This window comes from Hymenobacter arcticus, from assembly GCF_054779975.1.
In genome coordinates this window covers 272434-291655 of sequence record NZ_BAAGXF010000005.1, presented here as the reverse complement: position 1 = coordinate 291655, position 19222 = coordinate 272434, and the positions used below count along the sequence as shown (strand labels likewise).

Sequence of the window (19222 nt, the reverse complement as noted above, 5' to 3'; positions counted from 1 at the left end):
GACCGCAGGCCCGCGCCCCGGCGCGGCCGGGCCAGCGCCACCCATACCCAACCTGACTTGCCCGACCGCGCCGGGGCGCGGGCCTACGATTGCTACACTAACCCACGCCCAGCGCCCGGGCCATGCCGGGCAGCGTTTTGTGGCGCTCCTTGCCCAGCGCCGCAGCCGGCGCGGGCACCCAGTGGTGGCGGCCGCCGGCCTTTTCGTCGTTGAACTCGGTAGGGGTGTTGCCGGCGGCGGTGCGCTCCTTCCAGGTCAGGTGCTGTGTACCATCGTCGTGGCGCTCCATCGTAATGCACTCATCCACCGGGCACACCAAGGAGCAGAGGTTGCAGCCCACGCAGTTTTCTTCGATGATGGCGGGCGTGCGGGTGCCGGCTTGCAGCCGGATGGCCTGGTGCGCGCCGTCTTCGCAGGCCGTGTAGCAGAGCTGGCAGCCAATGCATTTTTCTTCGTGAATATGGGCCTTCACCTGGTACTTCATGTTGAGTTCTTCCCAGGGCCGCACGTTGGGCAGAGCCTTGCCCGCGAAATCGTAGATGGTAGCGAAATTTTTGTCCACCATGTATTGCTCCAGGCCGCTTACCAGTTCGCGAATGATGCCAAAGCCGAAGTGCATGGCCGCCGTGCATATCTGCACCGAGCTGGCCCCCAGCAAGATATGCTCCACGGCATCGCGCCAGTTCTCGATGCCGCCGATGCCCGAGATGGGCAGGCGCACCTCGGGGTGCTGGGCGCAGTTCTTGAGCATGTTGAGGGCAATGGGCTTCACGGCCGGGCCGCAGTAGCCGCCGTTGGTGCCCTGGCCATCTACAATGGGATAGGGCGCGAAGCGGTCTACGTCAACGCCCACTATGCTTTGAATGGTGTTTATCAGCGAGATAGCGTCAACCCCGCCGCGCCGGGCAGCCATTGCCGGCTCCGTAATATCGGAGATGTTGGGCGTGAGCTTCACGATGACGGGCTTTTGGGCCACTTCCATCACCCACTCCACTATCATTTGCAGGATTTTGGGCTCCTGCCCCACCGCCGAGCCCATGCCGCGCTCGCACATGCCGTGCGGGCAGCCAAAGTTGAGCTCGAAGCCATCGGCCCCGGCGTCCTGGCTCTGGCGCACAATGTCGTGCCACTCCTGCCGGCTCTGCACCATGAGCGAGGCAATGACGGCGTGCTGGAGAAAGCGCTTTTTGACTTCGGAAATTTCGCGCAGGTTATCGGCCAACGGGCGGTCCGAAATCAGCTCGATGTTGTTGAAGCCCACCAGCCGCTTATCGCGGTAATTAACGCCCCCGTAGCGGCTCGACACATTGATGACGGGCACGCCCAGCGTTTTCCACACTGCGCCGCCCCAGCCCGCGTCGAAGGCTTTCATCACCTGGTAGCCCGAGTTGGTAGGCGGGGCCTAGGCCAGCCAAAAGGGGTTGGGCGAAGTTTATGGAGAGGTCGGGCATGTTTTCAATTATCAATGAGCAGGGAGCAATTATCAATTTGCCAATTACGTCCCCACTCTATTTAGTCATGCTGAACGCAGTGAGGCATCTCGCGTGAATCGTTGAACAATGCGAACGAGGTGCTTCACTGCGTTTCAGCATGGCGTTCTTTTTAAATTGTATCGTTTAACTACTTGCTCAAAAACGCGTGAATGCCGCGCGCCGCCACCTTGGCTTCGGCCGCGGCATTCACCACTTCGGCACCGCCGTTGCGCGCATCGCCGGAGGCAAAGTACCGGGGGTTAGTTGTTTGACCCACTGCATCGGCCACGATGCGGCCCCGGCCATCCAGCTCCAAGCCCGGAATGTGGTGCAGAAAGTGGGTTTGCTTCGCCTGGCCGGTGGCCTTAATCACCATGTCGCAGGGCTGCGTGAACTCTGTGCCGGGCACGTCCTGCACGCGGCCGTCCACCACGGCCGTGCAGATGAATCGCACGCCCGTTACGTAACTATCACCCAGTATTTCGAGCGGGGCCACGTTGAATAAGCCCTTCACACCCACCCCCTTTAGCCAGGTCGTATTCAAACTCGTAGGCCCCCATTTCCTCCTTGCCGCGCCGGTAGGCCAGCAGCACGGTTTCGGCCCCCAGCCGCGCCGCTTCGGAAGCGGCGTCCATGGCTGTGTTGCCGCCACCCAGCACGATTACCGTGCGGCCAACTGCCTGCCCGGCCTGCCGCTGGCGCAGCTCCTCAATAAACTCCACCGCGCCCACGCAGTTGTTTTTGTCCTCGCCAGGCAGGCCCAGCAGGGTGGTTTTACCCAGGCCAATACCCAGGAAAATAGCGTCGTATTCGGCTTCGAGCGCGGCCAGGTCGGCGCGGCCAGTAATGGGCGCGTGGTAGCGCACCTCGTAGCCAAATTGGCCCTGCAAATAGGCCATTTCGGCCAGGGCTTCTTCGTTGGTTATTTTGTAAGGAGCTACACCATAAAGCGTTAGGCCCGAAGGCTGGGCCCTAGCCTCAAACACGGTTACCTCGTAGCCAAGCAACCGCAGCTCGCAGGCCGCCGAAATGCCGGCCGGCCCCGCGCCTATCACGGCCACGCGCTTGCCGGTGGCCGGGCCGGGGGCAAAGAGCTTTTTATTGTCCGCAATAGCCTGGGTGGTGGCGTAGCTTTGCAAGCGGCCAATTTCTATCGGCTTCACTTCCTGCAAGTTATACACACACGCACCCTCACATAGCACCTCCGTAGGGCACACCTTGCCGCAGGCGTTGCCGAAGTAATTGGCCTCGTAAATGGTACGCGCCGACCCGGTGACGTTACCCGAATTTATCTGACGGATGAATTGCGGAATATCAATGCCCGACGGACATGCCTGAATGCACGGCGCATCGAAGCAAAACAGGCAGCGCGCGCTTTCGTACAGCACCTCGTTGCGACTCATGGTGGGCTTGAGCTGCGCGAAGTTTTCCGCGAATTCCTGGGCGGTGGTAGGAGTAGCGAATTCGGCCATTTTCAGAAGGCTTTAAAATAAAAGCGTTTGTCATTGCGAGCACAGCGAAGCAATCGCACTAGGCACGACACCCAAACGATTCCGTTCTGGTGCGATTGCTTCGCTGTACTCGCAATGACAGATGGTATTTAATAACTAACCAGCTGGTTTACAGCTCTACCAACTTCTCGTAAGTCTCGGGGCGACGGTCGCGGAAGAACTGCCAGGTGGAGCGCACCTCGTCAATTAGGTCGAGGTCGAACTCGGCAATGAGCAACTCATCCTGGTCTTCGCTGGCCTGGGCGATAGTCTGCCCGCGCGGGTCCACAAAATAGGACGTGCCGTAGAAGCGGCCCAGGTTCCAGGGCTTCTCCTCCCCCACCCGGTTGATGCAGCCCATGAAGTAGCCGTTGGCCGCCGCGTGGGCGGGCTGCTCCAGCTTCCAGAGGTATTGCGAGAGGCCGGCCACCGTGGCCGAGGGGTTGTACACGATTTCGGCCCCGTTGAGGCCCAGCACCCGCGCCCCGTCGGGAAAATGCCGGTCGTAGCAGATGTACACGCCCACCTTGGCGTACATGGTCTGGAACACCGGGTAGCCCAGGTTACCAGGTTTGAAGAAGAACTTCTCCCAAAAGCCATTGGTGTGCGGAATATGGTTTTTGCGGTACTTGCCGAGGTAGGTGCCGTCGGCGTCAATCACGGCCGCCGTGTTGTAGAGCACGCCCGCCGACTCGCGCTCGTACACGGGTACAATCATCACCATCTGGTACTTCTTGGCGTATTCGGCCATGCGCTCGGTGGTAGGGCCGGGCACGGCTTCGGCTGAGGCGTACCACTTGCTGTCCTGACCTGGGCAGAAATAGGGCGTATTGAAAATCTCCTGCAAGTAGAGAATCTGCACGCCCTGGCGGCCGGCCTCCTCAATCAGCGGAATATGCTTCTGCACCATCGCTTCCTTGATTTCCTCCATCGAGCCTTCGCCCTCAGTCATCGGCAGGCTCATCTGGATGAGGCCGGATTTAATGATTCGTGCCATGCGGGTTAGGTGCTGATTAAGTGGTGGTTAATACTGCTTTGTATTATCGTCTGTCATTGCGAGCCTGCGAAGCAATCGCACTAAAACGACACCCAAACAACTCGTTCTGGTGCGATTGCTTCGCAGGCTCGCAATGACGAATGGCTTTAACTAATGGGTTAAAATGCCGTTTTGCCGCGCTTAATAAACTGCCCATAACCGCGCCCCACCTTGGCTTCGCCCGCGGCGATGGCAACCTGGCCGCGCAGGAGCACGGTGTCGATTTTGCCGGTCACTTCCCAGCCCTCGTAGCCCGAGTAGTCGCAGTTCATGTGGTGGGTGGCGGCCGAAATAACATGCTTTTTAGCGGGGTCGAAGACAACTAAGTCGGCATCGGCCCCAATGCTGATGGTGCCTTTGCGCGGAAACATCCCGAAGATTTTGGCGGCGTTGGTCGAGGTTACTTCCACGAATTTTTGTGGGGTGATGCGGCCTTTCACCACGCCTTCCGAAAACAGCAGCTCCATACGGTGCTCCACGGCAGGGTGGCCGTTGGGTATTTTGGAGAAGTCGTCCTTACCCAGCAATTTCTACTCCCACATAAACGGACAATGGTCAGTACCAACCACTTGCACAAGGCCCTGGCTGAGGCCAGCCCACAGCGTAGCCTGGTCTTTCTTCTCGCGTAGCGGCGGCGACATCACCCATTTAGCCCCCTCGGCTTCGTTTTCATAAAGCGAGGCATCGAGCAGCAGGTATTGAATGCAGGTTTCGACGAGCACGCGCTGATTGCGCTCGGTGGCGCGGCGCACCTAGTTGAGCGCGCCCTGGCAGGTGAGATGCACGATGTAGGCGCTCACGCCGGTGTAGTTGGCGATGTCGGCGAAACGGCCCGAGGCTTCGGTTTCCGTCACTTCGGGCTGCGAGAGGTAGTGGTAGCGCGGCGTGAGTTGGCCGGCGGCCCGGTGCTGGGCGCTGAGCGTGTCAATCATATCGCCGTTGGTGGCGTGGGCCGTTACGAGGCCGCCGTGCTTTTTGACTTCCTGCATGAGGCCTACCAGTTGCGCATCGTCAATCATGAGCGCGCCTTTGTAGGCCATGAATGTCTTGAAAGACGTGATGCCTTCGGCAATCATATCCTTGATTTCCAGCTGGGTATTCACGTTGAAATCCGTGACGGCCATGTGGAAGGAGTAGTCGCCCACGGCGTTGCCGGTGGCGCGGCCCTGCCACTCTTCCAGCGCGGCGCGCAGCGAGCTACCTTGCTTTTGGAGGATGAAGTCGATGACCGTGGTGGTGCCGCCGTGCAGGGCGGCGCGGGTGCCGGTTTCGTAGGTATCGCTGCTGAAGGTGCCCATAAAGGGCATTTCGAGGTGCACGTGCGGGTCGATGCCGCCGGGCATTACCAGCTTGCCGGTGCAGTCGATAACCTCCACACCCTCAGGCGTAGGCAAGTCGCGGCCGAGGGCGGCGACTTGCCTACGCCCACCACCAGAATATCGCAAATACTGTCCGAGTCGGCCGTGATAACGCGGCCGTTTTTTAGCAGGATAGGCATGAAAATTCGTTGTTTGTAGCGTGGACTCTGCGAGTCCGCGCGTAAGCCGTTACAAACTGCGCAACGCACGGACTCGCAGAGTCCACGCTACCTCCTAGTGCGTGTGCGCGTCCGCGATTTTCAGCGCCTCCGCAATGATGGCCAGCCCTTCATCCAGCTCCGCTTTGTTGATATTGAGCGGCGGGGCGATGAAGATGTAATTCCAGCGCACGAAGGTGTACATGCCTAATTCCTTGATTTTGGCGGCCACCTCGTTCATGATGGCCATCTGGTCGGGGGCGGCGTTCCAGGGGGCCATGGGCTCCTTAGTTTCGCGGTTTTTCACCAGCTCCAGGCAGCCGAAGAGGCCGGTGTTGCGCCAGTCGCCGATGCTGGGGTGCTGCTTGATTAGCTCGGCTACGCGCTCGTCGAGGTACTGGCCCATCTCGACGGTATTTTGCAACAGGTTGTCTTCCACGTAGATATCGAGCACGGCCACCGCGGCGGCGCACGATACGGGGTGGGCTGAATACGTGAGGCCCAGCGGCAACGGCTTATTATCGAACGACTTGGCAATGGCTTCATCAACCATTACCGCGCCTAGCGGCAGGTAGCCGGCCGTGATGCCCTTGGCCATGCACATGATATCAACCTTCACGCCGTGGTGGTCGGAGCCAAACCACTTGCCAGTGCGCCCAAAGCCCGACATCACCTCATCGGCCACGAGCAGGATGCCGTGCTTGTCGCAGATTTCGCGCACCCGCGCCCAGTAGCCGGGTGGGTACTTGATGCAGCCGCTGGTGCCCGACTCGCCTTCCAGAAAAATGGCGGCCACGCTGCCGGGGTTTTCGTAGCCGATGATGCGCTCCAGGGCATCGGCGGCGCGCTGGGCGCACTCCTCGGGGGTGGCGCTGTGCCAGGGACAGCGGTAGGCGTAGGGGTTTTCGACGTGCACCGTGCCGGGCATAGACTGGCTATCGACGGCAAACTTGCGGGGGTCGCCGCCCACGCTCATGGCCCCGTAGCTGGCCCCGTGAAACGATAGGTACAGCGATACAATCTTGTGGCGGCCCGTGTAAATCCGCGCCAGCTTGATGGCGTTTTCGATGGACTCGGCCCCGCCCAGCGTGAAAAATGCCTTCGTGAGGTTGGCCGGCGTTATCTCAGCCAGGCGCTTGCCGAGGTCACCGCGGGCCTTGGTTATCATGCCGGGGTACACGTAGCTCACCTCCCGCATTTGGGCGGCCACGGCTTCGGTCACGCGCCGGTCGCCGTGGCCGATGTTCACGTTCATGAGCTGCGACGAGAAATCGATATACTGCTTGCCGTCACGGTCGTAGAGGTACACGCCCGCCGCCCGCTCGGCGCTGATGGGGTTGAGGCCCACCTGCTTCGACCACGAAAACAGCGTGTAGTCGAGGTTGTCGTGCAGAATTTGCTGCTGGTCGAGGTCGAGGGTTGACTGCATTTTTATTTAGCTGTTAGCTATTAGCTGCTAGCTGTTAGCTTTTTTGATGGCAGAACATTAAAACAGCGGGAAGCTAACAGCTAGCAGCTAACAGCTAACAGCTATTAGCTTAGAATTTAACTCATCCAGTTCACCCGCGACTCGGGGTTCCACTTGGTCGTGGTTTTCTTGAGTTGGGTCCAGAATTCAATGGAACTCTTCCCGGTGATGTCGCAGGCGCCGAATTTCGACTCGTTCCAGCCGCCGAACGAGAAGGGCTCGCGGGGCACGGGCACGCCGATGTTCACGCCAATCATGCCGGCGCTGGCGTGGTCCATCACGTAGCGGGCATTGCTGCCGCTTTGGGTGAAGACGGCGGCCGCATTACCATAAGGATTAGCGTTTTCGATGGCCAGGGCCTCGCCCAGCGTCTTGGTGCGCATAATGGCGAGTACCGGGCCGAACACTTCTTCCTGCGCAATGCGCATGTCGGGCGTCACGTAGTCAATCACCGTGGCCCCCACGTAGTAGCCGCCTTCCTGGCCGGGCACCACGGCGTGGCGGCCGTCGAGCAGGACTTTAGCGCCGGCCGCTTCGGCCTCGGCAATGTGTTGCTCGATACGCTCCTTGGCTTCCTTGCTGATGACGGAGCCGAGGTTTTGGCCAGCCACAATCTTCTTGGCCTCTTCCACGATTTTGGCCACGATGCCATCCACCGCCCCCACGCCGACCATGGTGGAACCGGCCATGCAGCGCTGGCCCGCGCAGCCCGACATACTGGCGGCCACGTTGGAGGCCGTCATGTCGGGGTGGGCGTCGGGCAATACGATGAGGTGGTTTTTGGCCCCGCCCAGCGCCACGCAGCGCTTGAGGTTGCTGGTAGCTCGAATGTAGACGACCTTGGCAATGGCCGTGGAGCCTACAAATGACACCGCCTTGATATCGGGGTGGTCACAAATAGCCTCCACAATAGTTTTGTCACCGTTCACCACGTTGAGCACGCCATCGGGCAGGCCGGCTTCTTTCAATAGCTCGGCAATTTTGACCGCGCTGAGCGGCACTTTCTCCGAAGGCTTCAGAATGAGGCAGTTGCCGAGCACCAGCGCATTCGGGATGGTCCAGTGCGGCACCATGTTGGGGAAGTTGAACGGCGCGATGCTGGCCACCACACCCAGCGGCTTGCGCTCGGCGCGGGCCTCCACGCCCTTGCTCACTTCCAGAAATTCGCCCTGGATAAGCTGCGGCAAGGAACAAGCAAACTCGGTCAGCTCCACGGCCTTCTCCACCTCGGCGCGGGCCTCGTCGAAGGTTTTGCCGTTTTCTTCGCGCACCAGGTCGGCGAGCGCTTTCATGTCGCGCTCCAGTAGGGTTTTGTAGCGGTAAAATATCTGGACCCGCTCCTTTATCGGCGTGGCCGACCAGGCCGTGAAAGCGGCCAACGCGGCTTTCACGGCGGTATCGAGGTCGGCGGCGCTGCTCAGAGGCATGGCTGAAATCACACTCCCGCTCAACGGGCTGAATACGTCGAGTAGCGCGGCGGCGGGCATGCCGATGGATTGGCCCGCGACGTAGTTGCGGATGGCGGGATACTTCAGCGCTTGCGTCTCCATCAAATTACCAGTAGGTTTAGGGGGCGCAAGCTAGCGGTTTTTCCGGAAATTCAAATTGAAGGACTACTTTTTTTAGATGAATTTCAGTAAAACCTCCTTCCAGCTTCGATATTAGCAGTTTAACGGTATCCTACGCTGGCGCTAACTGCATGTATTCGGCGCGCAGCAGTCGGTACTGCCACAGGTCGTGGTAGTGGCCATCGCGCTTGGTGTGCTGGGCCAACTCGCCTTCCTTCACCATCCCGTTTTTGAGCATAACCCGGCCCGAAGCAGGGTTGCTAGTAATGTGCGTAGCGAAGATTTTATTCAGCTTCAATTCGTCAAAGCCAAAGCGCAGCAGGGCCCCCAGCGCCTCACTGGCCAGGCCCTGTCCCCAGTAGTCCTGCCCCAGCCAGTAGCCGGCCTCGGCGCGGTCGAGGCGCGGGTCGGGCGTGAGGCCGATTCCGCCCACCAGTTCGCCCGTGACCTTTAGCTCAAGGGCGAAGGCGTAGCCGGTTTGCTGCTGGTAGTTTTCCTGGGTGATTTGGACCCAGCGCCGGGCATCGCTTTCGTGGTAGGGATGCGGAATATTGAGCGTGTTTTTGGCCACTTCATAGTTGCCGGCCAGGGATACCAGGCGGGGCACGTCGGCCAGCGCAAAGGCGGGTAGTACCAAGCGCGGGGTGGCAAGCAGTGGGAAGTGGTCGCTCATTCTGAATGCATTATTTTTTTATAAGTACTTTACCATCAATAACTTATATAAATCATAAACTACCGCTTGCCCCACAGCGGCACGCGGCTCTCGGTGCCGGTCCGTAGCCGGCCGATGTTGGCCCGGTGGGTATAGATGAGCATGGCCGCCAGCAAAAAGCCAAACCAGATTTGCAGGGAGCTGGCGGGGTGGAAAGCGGGCAGCAGCTGCAAAAAGGCGAAGACTACGCCAGCGCTCATACTGCTCAGCGACACGTAGCGCGTGGTGCCCAGCACCACCAAGAACACCAGCAGCGCCACGCCCACGGTAGCCGGCGCAATGGCCAGCATCATGCCCAGGATAGTTGCTACGCCCTTGCCGCCCCGAAACTGGGCCAGTACCGGGTAAATATGGCCCACCACCGCCAGCACGCCACACGCCAGCCGGAAATAGAATAGGTTTTCGGGGGCAATAACGCCCTGGCTTAGCAGAAAATTGGGCAGAAACCAGGCGGCCGCAAAGCCCTTAAACGCATCAACCAGCAGCACAAACGTGCCGGCTTTCTTGCCAAGTACTCGAAAGGTGTTGGTGGCACCCGCGTTGCCGGAGCCATGCTCCCGAATATCAGCGAGGTTGAAAAAGGCGCGCCCCACCCATAAAGCCGTGGGAATAGAACCGAGCAAATAAGCGGCAAGCAGCGCCAGAATAATAAGTAGCATGGCGCAAAAGTAAGATGCCCCGGAGGTAGGCTCCGGGGCATCTGGTTAGGACTCGCCGAAGGGGTCGTCTTCGGCATTTTTCTTCTTCTTTTTCTTGGACTTTTTATCCGGCTCAGCCCCAGGCTCGGCGTTGGGGTCGGGGTCGGCTGGCGTTGCTTTTGCTGGCTTGGCGGGCTCCGCGGCTGGTGGGGTTACGGGTTCCGGCGCTGGGGCGGGCGTTACGACTGGCTCGGGAGCCGGGGCAGTTGGCGTAGGGGCGGGCGCTGTTACTGGTTCGGGAGCCAGCACGGCGGGCGCTTGCGGTGCAGTTGCCGAGTCGGCGGCAGGTTTGGGCGCGGCAACTGGTGCTGGGCTAACTGCTGGCGCAGCCACGGCTGGCTGGCTGACCGCAGGAGCAACCAAGGGAGCCGCCGGAGTTGGCACCATTGGTTTAGGAGCTACGGGAGGCGCTATCTCGCTGTCAGCGAAGGGGTCATTGTCCTTGGCCTTTTTCTTCTTTTTGGTGGGCTCGGGGGCCGGCTCAGCGCTGGGGTCGGGCACGGGGGCGTCCGCTTCTTTGGCTTTTTTCTTCGACTTTTTATCGGGTTCAGGGGCCGGCTCGGCGCTCGGGTCAGGCGCGGGAGCATCGGCTTTTTTATTCGATTTTTTGGCAGGCTCAGGGGCAGCAGCAGGTTCGATAACACCGTCACCAAACGGGTCATTAGCCTTCACTTTCTTCTTCGACTTCTTGTCGGGTTCGGGCGCGGGCTCGGTGGCCGAATCTATTACACCGTCGCCGAAGGGGTCATTGACTTTCGCCTTTTTCTTCTTCTTGGAAGCCGGCTCCTCGGTGGGGGCCGTCGTGATTTCGCCATCGCCCATGGGGTCGTTGGCCTTCGCTTTCTTCTTCTTCGATTTCTTGCCCGACTCAGCGCCGAAGCCATCGAAATCGCCCGTAGAAGCCGGCGCGGCGGGCCGTGGGGCCAGCCGGCCCGACTTACCCAGGTAGTCGCGCTCGAAGTGCGCCCGGAACCGGTCCACGTCCTCAAACTCGCCCAAGAAGGTACCGTAGTCGGGCGTGGTTTCGATGCTACCCTTCTGCTTGGCCGCAATCAGGCCATCGAATTCTTCGCTTGACGACTTAACCAGCAGCACATTATTGGCGTAGCGTAAGTGGTACCAAGTCTGGGGCTCGGCTTCGAGGTAGACCTCCACAATGTCGGTCGCGTTGTCGTGCTTGATTTCGACGTAGCCATCAACCAGCGCGTTGAGGCCCTGCTTGCCCACACCTGACAGGCCAATTTTGCCCACTGAATACCAGGCCTTTTGCTTGGCATTCCAACGCAGGTTTACTTTGCTTAACGTAATGGTGTGCTGCAACTTAGGCGAAATGGAGGCCAGCGTGGGGGCTGCCGCGCCGGGGCGGCGGTTGTTGAAAGCCTCCACGCCTTTATCGCCGGCAAACTGCGCAATATTGTACAGCTCATCGGTAGAACCGTCGAGGGCTTCGGAGGCGTTTTTGGTTACTTTGGCCAAGGTAGCGGCCATTTGCTCCACGGCCTTGGCGGGCATCACGGCGTCGATGCCCAGCAGGGCGCGCACCCGGTAGGTGGCGCTGTCGGGGTTGGCCTGGCCCACGCCGCTGGCGGCGATGCCGTAGTTCTTGTTGCTATTAATAAAGCTCATCGGCCCGCGGAACGACAGCTGGCTGGTCGAGTCGCGCATACTTAGCACGGTACCCTGGTAACGGGTGCCGTCGGTGGGGTCGTGGTCGGAGATGGTATAGTCGCCGCGCTTGGCATCATAGTGCAGCATACCAGCCACTTCCAGCAGCGGAATATCGCCGGCGGTGCCCTTGGGGGCGGCGTAGAGCGGGTAGATGCGGTTGTCGGTGTCCGACACAAACAGGCCGGTGGTGAGTTCGGTACCGTCTTCCGATTTTAGCTTGCGCAGGTCGAGGTCGAGGTTGCGGGGGTCGATACTATCCTTCACCGCAAACCACTCGGCGGTGGCCGCGTCGCGCGTTTTGCCAAATTGCAGCTGCACCTGGCCATCGAAGAGCAGGCCGCGCCGCTGCGAGTTCAGGCTGATACCGCCCCGGAAGCCAATGCGGGGTGCCAGCTGAAACTTCTGGTTGGTTTCCACGTTGGCCGTGGCCGTGGTGGCCAGGGTAGGCGCCGCAGCAGTGGCATCCACGGCCGGCTTGCGGCGCAGGCCAAAGCGCTTGCGCCCCGTGTTGGAGGCCAGCAGCCCGGCCGAGTCAGACTTAAAATCGACGAACTTGAGGGCCACCGAATCGCCGGTGGAAGTGCGCGACATGTACTGCGCATCGCCGGTAAAGGCATCGCGGCCCGTAATGCGAATGTTGCCGCCCACCAGCTTGTGAAACCGACCAGCCGAGTCGAGCAGCACTTTGGCGTTGCGCAGCACCTGCATTTTGCCACCACCCGCCACCACCACGCGCCCCGAATCAGGAATAATCCAGGCATCGGCAGCAGCTACGTAGGGCACGCCCTTGGCTTGCAGCTGGTACTTGGTGAGGTCGTAGCTGGCCGTGGCCGCCCGGAATTTCAGCCCGTGCTGCTCGGGCACCGTGGAGGTGAAGTACGAGCGGGCCGAGTCGGCCCCAGTGGCGCGCAGCAGCACGCGCTTTTTCTTAAAGTCCCAGCGCCCACCGCTGAGCGAGGTGCGGAAGTCGGTGTAGGGCAGGTCGATGGTGGCCTTACTACCCTCCTGCCGCTGGAAGTCAGCAAAGCCGTTCTTGAGGTCATAAGTAAAATTGACTTCGTCGGCCGTGAGGGCGGGCTTACCGGCCTGGGCCGACTTCACGCTCAGCAGTGCTTTTTCACCCGAGTACGAGTCGTTTTTGAACACCAGGTTTTCGGAGCGCACGTAGCTCTGCGGGCCGTCGAGGCGGCCAGCGCCCCCCACGGTTTTGGGCGTGAGCAGCAGCGAACCCTTAAACGTGTGGTCGGCATACAACTTGGCCGAAGCCCCGCTCGGCGGCGTGCGCAGGTAGAGCGAGTCGGAGCGCGCGCCCCAGTTGATGAGGTAGCCGGGAGGTAGCACCACCTTGGGCGTAGTTACGCCGGCCGCGATGGCCCCGGTTTTGCCCTCCCCAGTGAGCGAGTCGCCGTACATCACGAAGCGGTCGCTCTGCATAGTAGCCCCGAGGTAGGTGACCGTGCCGTTCGACTGCAAACCCTGGGTGTTGAGCTTCACCTTGGCCCCGCCCGACAGCCGGCCCTTGCCCCCGTATAGGGGGTAGCCAGCGGCCGGTACGGTGTGCACAAAGCCCATCGAGCCATCGTCTTGCGTGGTGAGGGCCGTTTTGATGGGCGGCAGCGCCTTGCTGTGAAACACGCCCACGAAGTTGCCGCGCGCCTTACCGGTGCCCATCGAGTCGAAGCTGAACGGCGGCACGTCGAAGTAAGTAGTGGTATCGTAGGCCCCGCCCAGTACGTCGGCCTTGTTGAAGTACACGTAGGCTCCCGAGGTCGAGTTGAACGACGGATACTTGGGCATTTTCTTACGGCCCGAACGGTTAGTGGGGTCGTTGAGGTACAGCCGGCCGCTCTGGTACTTGCCCTTATTGGTAAGCACAAAATCGGAAGTCGGCGTTTCTTCAGCGGCAATATTTTTACTAGTCGCCTTCTTGCGCTTGTTGCGGATAGTTAGCGAGTCGATGCGGGGCATATCGATGTAATACCCATCATAGTCGAACAGGAAATCGTGGCCTTTAAACCCGTAGGCGGAGGTTTTGATGCGTCCGCCAAACTTGAGGTTACGGTTGCGTTCTAGGCGCACCAGGTTGCTGTCGGGCTGCACCGACACGGCTGCCGAGTCATCAGAAAAGCTGAATTCCTTCACGCCCCGCACCAGCAGCTGATTGGTGGTGAGGTTGAGCGTAGCGCTGCGCCCCGAGCCGCTCAGCGACTTGATATCGATGTGGTCGAAGTCCTTTTTGTCGCGGGCCGCGCCCACGTAGTGGCGGGCTTTGTTTAGCAGTACCACCTCGCCGGTTTGGGCCCGGATATCGACGTAGCCATCGCGGGCCAGCCCGCTGATAGCCGAGCGCAGGTTGGCTTCGTTAGTATTGGTAGCCACCGCCACGTCGTGCACGTTGAGCACGCTGCCGTGGCCGTGGGTGATGCTGTAGCCCAGCAGCATTTGCAGCGGGTGCAAGTGGTTGATGCTCTTGAGCTGCTGGTAGCGGGTGTTGGAAAAGAAGTTCTTACTCTCAAAATCGGCCGAAACCTGAGTGGGTGCCGTGATGATAGCAAAGTCCATCTTGGGCTCGCGCAGGTTCCAAGTCAGCATCTGCGCCCGGATATCTACCTGGTGGTAGGAGTCGGAGTACGGCGCGTTGCGATACATCCCCTTGTCGTACAGCAACTTAAGCTGCTCCTTGCTTTTCAGGTACTTCAATTCCACGCCGGGGTGCGTGATGGAGTCGCCGGTGCTGCCGTACAGCGCCACCGCCGCCCCGGTAGCCGTAATCACCGAGTCGCCGAGCGTAAAATTGCGTGAAGCCGACCGGAAGCGCAGCTTATTATCTTGGTTAACAGTAAGATGCGAGAGTGAACCATCGAGCGCCGCCGACAGCACCGTGCTGCCCGCCAGCGACAGCCCGCCCACGTACTTAATACCGGGGCCCACATCCTTGATTTTCACATCGTTAGTCAGTGAAATAAAGCGCGGGTAGCTGCCCTCGGTAGCGCCCGCCTTGCGGCGCACGCTCTTGTAGCTGAGCGCGCCCTTCACCGGGGCTTCGAGCAAGAAGGGGTAGGTAAGCGTCACGGGCTGAGCCGTGAACTCGGGCTTGCTCAAATCGAAGTCGAAGCCTGCCAGGTCGGCCGTTACGGGGTTACCCTTGATGGTCCAGGCCACCTGCCCGCCGGTGCCCACAAAGTGCGTGCTGCCCGGCGCGGCCACCCCGCTAACCTTGTGAATCACAATAGAATCGCCGGCCGTGCGCACTACCAGGTCAGCATCCTTCAGCTCGATTACTGGGCCGCTCACCGCGGGCGGGTAATACGCGTCGTAGGCCGCGCTGGGCGACGGCACGAAGGGCTGGTTGGCCTGCTCAAAGTCGGCGGCGCTAGGCGCGGGCACGGCGGGCTGGGTGGCTACGGGCTTGGCCGTTGCTTTGGCCGGGGCCTTGGCGGTGGCTTTCGCGGGCGCTTTTTTCTTGGGGGCGGGGGTGCCCCAGCCATCGTCGGCCACGGGTGCCCCCCAGCCATCGTTGGCCGCTTTCTTCTTGGGCGTGCTGCCAATGGGCGGGCCCCAGCCGTCGTTGTTGCTGCTGGCTTTGCTGCCGCCGCTCCACATGTCGGCAGTGTCCCAGCCATCGCTGGCGCGCTTTTTCTTGGCTACAGGTTTGGGTTTCGGCTTAGGTTTGGCCGCGGCCACGGCCGGCTTGGCAGCCGGCAAGGCGGCGGGCTTAGGCACCGCCGGGGCATCAAACGTCGCGTTGGGGTCGGGCACGGCGGCGGTTTTGTAGGCGAAGGATAAGCTGCCGCCCGTGGCCCGCAGCGCGTTGAAGCCCGAGCGGTAGAGGTAACCACCATTGAGCACGCGGGCCGTGGTAAGCAGGTATTTCTCCGTATCAGCCAGCGGGTCCTTGTCCACCGACTGCCCCAGGGCATCGAGGTATTGGTCCACCTGCCCATCGGTGAGGCCGGCTTTGGTTTTGCCGCTCACCAGCGCGCTATAAAAGGCCGTGAGGTGCGGCAGCGGCCGCATCTTCTTATCCAGTATCTTCTGCGACAGCACCGCAATGGCCGCTTGCTGGCTGGCTGTGAGCTGGTTGCTACCCCACAACTGGCGCAGTTGGTCGCCCAGCGCCTGCGCACCCGCGTTGTTGCTGGCCAGCATCATCGTGCGCACATCGATGATAAACTGCGCTGGGTCGGGCGAGAGGTGGCCTGTGTAGCGCTGCACGCTCACCTGGCCGGGTCGCGCTTCGCCCGCCACGCGCCCGGCGGGCGGCGGCGTGGGCACAGCGGCCGGCTTAGCCGCCGGGGCCGCAGCGGGCTTGGTAGTCTGGGCCCCGGCGGGCAGCAACGGCAGGGTAATGCAGAAAAAGGCGGCGAGCAGTCGCTTCATAAGGTCGGGCAAGGGCCGCGGGGCGGCAGGTCGTCTCCGGGCAAAGCCGGCAAGCTTACAGTTTGGTGAAAATGGCCGAAACCCAGCTCCGCAGCGTGCGGTGGCGCTCGTAGCGCAGCCCGTGCTTGGTGGCTTCGGCCGTTATCTTGGCGAGGTCTTCCTCGTAAAACCCACTGAATAAAATTGGTTTCCCGGGGGGCAGCAGGCGGGCGTACTCGTGCATGTCTTCCAGCAGCACGTTGCGGTTGATGTTGGCCAAAATGAGGTCGAAGGGCGCTTCCTCGGCCAGCGTTTCCACGCCGCCCAGGCGGCACTCAATGGTGCGGCAGTGGTTTTCGGCGGCGTTGTCAGCGGCGTTTTCTACCGTCCAGGGCTCCACGTCCACGGCCAGCACCTGGCGCGCGCCCAGCTTCTCGGCCATAATGGCCAAGATGCCCGTGCCGCAGCCCATGTCCAGCACGCGCTTGCCCTGGTGGTCGATATCCAGCTGATTTTCAATCATCAAGGCCGTCGTTTCGTGGTGGCCGGTGCCAAACGACATGCGCGGCATTATCTCGATGTCGTACGCCACGCCTTCAGGTTTGGGGTGGAAAGGCGCCCGCACCGACACTTTTTCGGCGATGATAAGGGGCTGAAAGTTCTTCTCCCACTCGGCGTTCCAGTTCTGGCGCGTAATCACGCGGTCCGAAAACGCCAGCTCGCCAATGCCCTCATAGCGGCTCATGATTTCGGACACCGCGTCGCGGTCAAATACTTCCTCTGTGGTATAAGCGCAAAACCCGGCGTCGTTGTCTTCGAACGTATCAAAGCCCACTTCGCCCAGCTCAGCCACCAATATATCGGCCAGGTCACGGGGGGCCTGCACGGTCAACTCAATAAAATCCATTTTAGTAAACGTTGTAGAAGGGTAATTATTTCGTAAAGTTCGCTGCAAAACGGCTTGTTTGCCGCGCCTTTTTTTGGTGCTCGGGGTGGCGAAACGAAAGAAGCCGCTGACAGGCTGCCAGCGGCTTCTTCGGTGGGGTAGCCTTGTGGGCTACTGCTTACAGCCCGCATAAGAGCGCACCTTAGTATAGTGAATGGCGAAGTCTGCCCGGCTGCGGTCGGTGGTGACGAACAGCGTGTAGTCGGCAAACTCCCGGCTTTCGCTCGGGCACCACAAGCCTGCTTTATCGGCAAAAAGCTTGTTGGTTTCGTTGAAAACCACTACATCGGCAAAAGCTTGCTCGGGCTCCACGTACACCACGGCGAAGCACGAGTTGGCCCGCCGCGGGTCATTTTCGAGGTAAATGGAGCCAAATATTTTGCACGGCTCCACCGAGCCTGCCGGCGCTAGTACCCGGCCGGAGCTGGGCGGCGCAAAAAAAAGCAGAAAAGAAAGTAGAAAGGAGAGCACGGGATGAATTGCGAAGAGAGGTAAGACGAATGTTTGGTGATGGTTACCACCCGCAAAGGCAATAATTCGGCCTAAAATGCAAACGTCTCTCCGCGCAGTGCCACCCGGCTAAAAAGACTTTACAATTTCAACAAAATCGCGCGATTTCAACGAAGCGCCGCCAATCAGGCCGCCGTCCACATCGGCCTGGCTGAAGAGTTCGCGGGCGTTCTGGGCGTTGCACGAGCCGCCGTATAAGATGGTGGTGTTGGCGGCCGCCTGGGCATCGTAGGCCGCCGCTACCTGCTCCCGAATGAAGGCGTGCACCTCCTGGGCCTGCTGGCTGCTGGCCGTGCGCCCCGTGCCAATGGCCCAAATAGGCTCGTAGGCAATCACCACTTTGTCAAACTCCTCATTGCTGAGGTGAAACAGGCCGTCTTTCAGCTGCTTGCCAATGAAGTCGAAGGTTTCGTCGGCTTCGCGGGTTTCCAGGCTTTCGCCCACGCAAAAAATCGGCTTGAGGCCGGCGGTCAGGGCGGTTTTTAGCTTTTCGGCCAGCAGGCTGTCGTCTTCGCGGAAATGCTGGCGGCGCTCCGAGTGGCCCAGGATAACATATTCGCAACCAACAGATTGCAACTGCTTGGCCGATACTTCGCCGGTGTAGGCACCGCTTTCTTTCTGGTGAAAGTTTTGGGCACCCAGCGCGGGGTTGCCCGACTTGCCCAGCAAGTGGCCCACGCCCGACAGCAGCGGAAACGGTGGGCAGATAACCACCTGGGGCGCGGGGCCGGTGAGTTCGTCGTGCAGCATCTGCACGATTTCGGAGGTCAGGGCCTGCGCTTCGGGCAGGGTGAGGTTCATTTTCCAGTTGCCGGCAACAAAATTCTGGCGCATGAGAAGAAGGCTAAGGGGAGAAAATACCCAATTTGGGCACCGGCAAAAGTACGGACCCCGGTAGCTCCCCCCTCCCCTATTTTTAGCGCCTGGCCAACCGCCAGCTACGCGGCCGCCCCGCGCTGCCATTGGTGCCGCCGCCAACCCGCCAGCGCCGCGCCCAGCACCAGCAGCACAGCCGCCCCCAGCGCCACGGTAGCTAGGCCCGGCGTGGTGACCCGCTGCGCCTGCCAGGTGCCCACCAGGCCCCAGGCAATGGGCAGCGGCAGTAGCGCATCGCGGCTGTGCACGGCCAGCGCCACCCCCAGCCCGGCCGCCACTACCAGCAAAGCATAGCAACCCGCCAAGCTGGCCGGCGCCGACCACTCCACCCCAAACCCGTCGCGCAGGCCAAAAATGACGTTGAGCACCGCCGCCAGCATTATCCATCCCAGGTACAAGCTCAGGAACCACACCGGCCAGCCGGGGGCCCGGCCAGCCAGCACCACGCCCCGCGCCCGGCCGTAGGCCTGGGCCAGCAGTAGCAAAATGAGCAGCATTACCGTGAGGCTGGCGCTGATGAGGCCGTAGCTGAACACCAGCGTCCAGGCGGTAGTAGCCAGCACGGCCCACGTCAGCAACGCATTGATTTGCAGCACTAACGGCGACGTGCGCTGCTGGGGGAGCAGTTGCCAAACGGTGTACACCACCAGCCCCGTAAAAATGACGCCCCAAATACTGAAAGCATACCCAGCCGGCGTGAGCAGCGTAGGGTGCAGCGCCGACATTGCCCCGTTGCTAAGCGCCCCAGCGGGCGGGTGGGCATTGTATAAGTAGTTGACGTAGAGGCAGCCCGCTACCACCACCGGCAGCAGCCAGCGCCACGGGCCGCCGGATGTTTGTTCAGAAGTATCCATGCGGCACGAATACGAAGGAAACGCAAAGAGCGCCGGGCTCCGGCAAACC

Annotated in this window: 15 protein-coding genes and 1 pseudogene; all 16 read right to left on the bottom strand. The window is 60.8% G+C overall.

Annotation, left to right across the window (positions count from 1 at the left end; translation table 11 throughout):
- Nucleotides 1-97: 97 nt before the first annotated feature.
- Nucleotides 98-1390, bottom strand: a pseudogene (gene preA, locus ACYVGC_RS11565) (NAD-dependent dihydropyrimidine dehydrogenase subunit PreA); the annotation flags it as partial.
- Nucleotides 1391-1620: 230 nt separating this feature from the next.
- On the bottom strand, nt 1621-1986 hold the full coding sequence (locus tag ACYVGC_RS11560) for an FAD-dependent oxidoreductase (protein WP_460583983.1): 366 nt from the start codon (nt 1984-1986) through the stop codon (nt 1621-1623).
- Nucleotides 1943-2944, bottom strand: a complete 1002-nt coding sequence (locus ACYVGC_RS11555) for an FAD-dependent oxidoreductase (protein ID WP_460583982.1) — start codon at nt 2942-2944, stop codon at nt 1943-1945. Before ACYVGC_RS11555 ends, ACYVGC_RS11560 begins: the two co-directional genes overlap by 44 nt.
- A 148-nt stretch (nt 2945-3092) precedes the next feature.
- Nucleotides 3093-3959 (bottom strand): carbon-nitrogen hydrolase family protein, encoded by an 867-nt coding sequence (locus ACYVGC_RS11550; protein WP_460583981.1) that lies wholly within the window; start codon nt 3957-3959, stop codon nt 3093-3095.
- 158 nt (nt 3960-4117) lie between these two features.
- Nucleotides 4118-4525 carry an amidohydrolase family protein gene (locus ACYVGC_RS11545; protein WP_460583980.1) on the bottom strand — a complete coding sequence of 136 codons (408 nt, stop codon included), beginning with the start codon at nt 4523-4525 and terminating at the stop codon, nt 4118-4120.
- A gap of 3 nt (nt 4526-4528) precedes the next feature.
- The gene (locus ACYVGC_RS11540; protein ID WP_460583979.1) at nt 4529-4750 is read right to left on the bottom strand and encodes a hypothetical protein; all 222 of its coding nucleotides are present in this window, start codon (nt 4748-4750) and stop codon (nt 4529-4531) included.
- Entirely contained in the window at nt 4751-5443 is a 693-nt protein-coding gene (locus ACYVGC_RS11535) for an amidohydrolase family protein (protein ID WP_460583978.1), read from the bottom strand.
- A 147-nt stretch (nt 5444-5590) separates the two neighbouring features.
- Nucleotides 5591-6943 carry a PLP-dependent aminotransferase family protein gene (locus ACYVGC_RS11530; RefSeq protein WP_460583977.1) on the bottom strand — a complete coding sequence of 451 codons (1353 nt, stop codon included), beginning with the start codon at nt 6941-6943 and terminating at the stop codon, nt 5591-5593.
- A gap of 116 nt (nt 6944-7059) precedes the next feature.
- Nucleotides 7060-8532, bottom strand: a complete 1473-nt coding sequence (locus ACYVGC_RS11525; protein ID WP_460583976.1) for a CoA-acylating methylmalonate-semialdehyde dehydrogenase — start codon at nt 8530-8532, stop codon at nt 7060-7062.
- A gap of 130 nt (nt 8533-8662) precedes the next feature.
- Entirely contained in the window at nt 8663-9223 is a 561-nt protein-coding gene (locus ACYVGC_RS11520) for a GNAT family N-acetyltransferase (RefSeq protein ID WP_460583975.1), read from the bottom strand.
- A gap of 59 nt (nt 9224-9282) precedes the next feature.
- Entirely contained in the window at nt 9283-9921 is a 639-nt protein-coding gene (plsY, locus tag ACYVGC_RS11515) for a glycerol-3-phosphate acyltransferase (protein WP_460583974.1), read from the bottom strand.
- 45 nt (nt 9922-9966) lie between these two features.
- Nucleotides 9967-16008 carry a hypothetical protein gene (locus tag ACYVGC_RS11510; protein WP_460583973.1) on the bottom strand — a complete coding sequence of 2014 codons (6042 nt, stop codon included), beginning with the start codon at nt 16006-16008 and terminating at the stop codon, nt 9967-9969.
- A 55-nt stretch (nt 16009-16063) separates the two neighbouring features.
- On the bottom strand, nt 16064-16894 hold the full coding sequence (prmA, locus tag ACYVGC_RS11505) for a 50S ribosomal protein L11 methyltransferase (RefSeq protein WP_460583972.1): 831 nt from the start codon (nt 16892-16894) through the stop codon (nt 16064-16066).
- Between the two features lie 150 nt (nt 16895-17044).
- Nucleotides 17045-17404, bottom strand: coding sequence for a DUF6150 family protein (locus tag ACYVGC_RS11500; RefSeq protein ID WP_460583971.1), 360 nt, complete (start codon nt 17402-17404; stop codon nt 17045-17047).
- A gap of 108 nt (nt 17405-17512) precedes the next feature.
- Nucleotides 17513-18277 carry a triose-phosphate isomerase family protein gene (tpiA, locus tag ACYVGC_RS11495; RefSeq protein ID WP_460583970.1) on the bottom strand — a complete coding sequence of 255 codons (765 nt, stop codon included), beginning with the start codon at nt 18275-18277 and terminating at the stop codon, nt 17513-17515.
- Between the two features lie 104 nt (nt 18278-18381).
- Nucleotides 18382-19173, bottom strand: a complete 792-nt coding sequence (locus ACYVGC_RS11490; RefSeq protein ID WP_460583969.1) for a hypothetical protein — start codon at nt 19171-19173, stop codon at nt 18382-18384.
- Nucleotides 19174-19222 lie beyond the last annotated feature (49 nt).

What these genes read in the sequence shown, in the direction of transcription:
- ACYVGC_RS11550 (WP_460583981.1), bottom strand. Translation starts at nt 3,959, where the DNA reads ATGGCACGAATCATTAAATCCGGCCTCATCCAGATGAGCCTGCCGATG.
- plsY (WP_460583974.1), bottom strand. Translation starts at nt 9,921, where the DNA reads ATGCTACTTATTATTCTGGCGCTGCTTGCCGCTTATTTGCTCGGTTCT.
- prmA (WP_460583972.1), bottom strand. Translation starts at nt 16,894, where the DNA reads ATGGATTTTATTGAGTTGACCGTGCAGGCCCCCCGTGACCTGGCCGAT.
- ACYVGC_RS11525 (WP_460583976.1), bottom strand. Translation starts at nt 8,532, where the DNA reads ATGGAGACGCAAGCGCTGAAGTATCCCGCCATCCGCAACTACGTCGCG.
- tpiA (WP_460583970.1), bottom strand. Translation starts at nt 18,277, where the DNA reads ATGCGCCAGAATTTTGTTGCCGGCAACTGGAAAATGAACCTCACCCTG.
- ACYVGC_RS11530 (WP_460583977.1), bottom strand. Translation starts at nt 6,943, where the DNA reads ATGCAGTCAACCCTCGACCTCGACCAGCAGCAAATTCTGCACGACAAC.
- ACYVGC_RS11510 (WP_460583973.1), bottom strand. Translation starts at nt 16,008, where the DNA reads ATGAAGCGACTGCTCGCCGCCTTTTTCTGCATTACCCTGCCGTTGCTG.
- ACYVGC_RS11520 (WP_460583975.1), bottom strand. Translation starts at nt 9,223, where the DNA reads ATGAGCGACCACTTCCCACTGCTTGCCACCCCGCGCTTGGTACTACCC.
- ACYVGC_RS11490 (WP_460583969.1), bottom strand. Translation starts at nt 19,173, where the DNA reads ATGGATACTTCTGAACAAACATCCGGCGGCCCGTGGCGCTGGCTGCTG.
- ACYVGC_RS11555 (WP_460583982.1), bottom strand. Translation starts at nt 2,944, where the DNA reads ATGGCCGAATTCGCTACTCCTACCACCGCCCAGGAATTCGCGGAAAAC.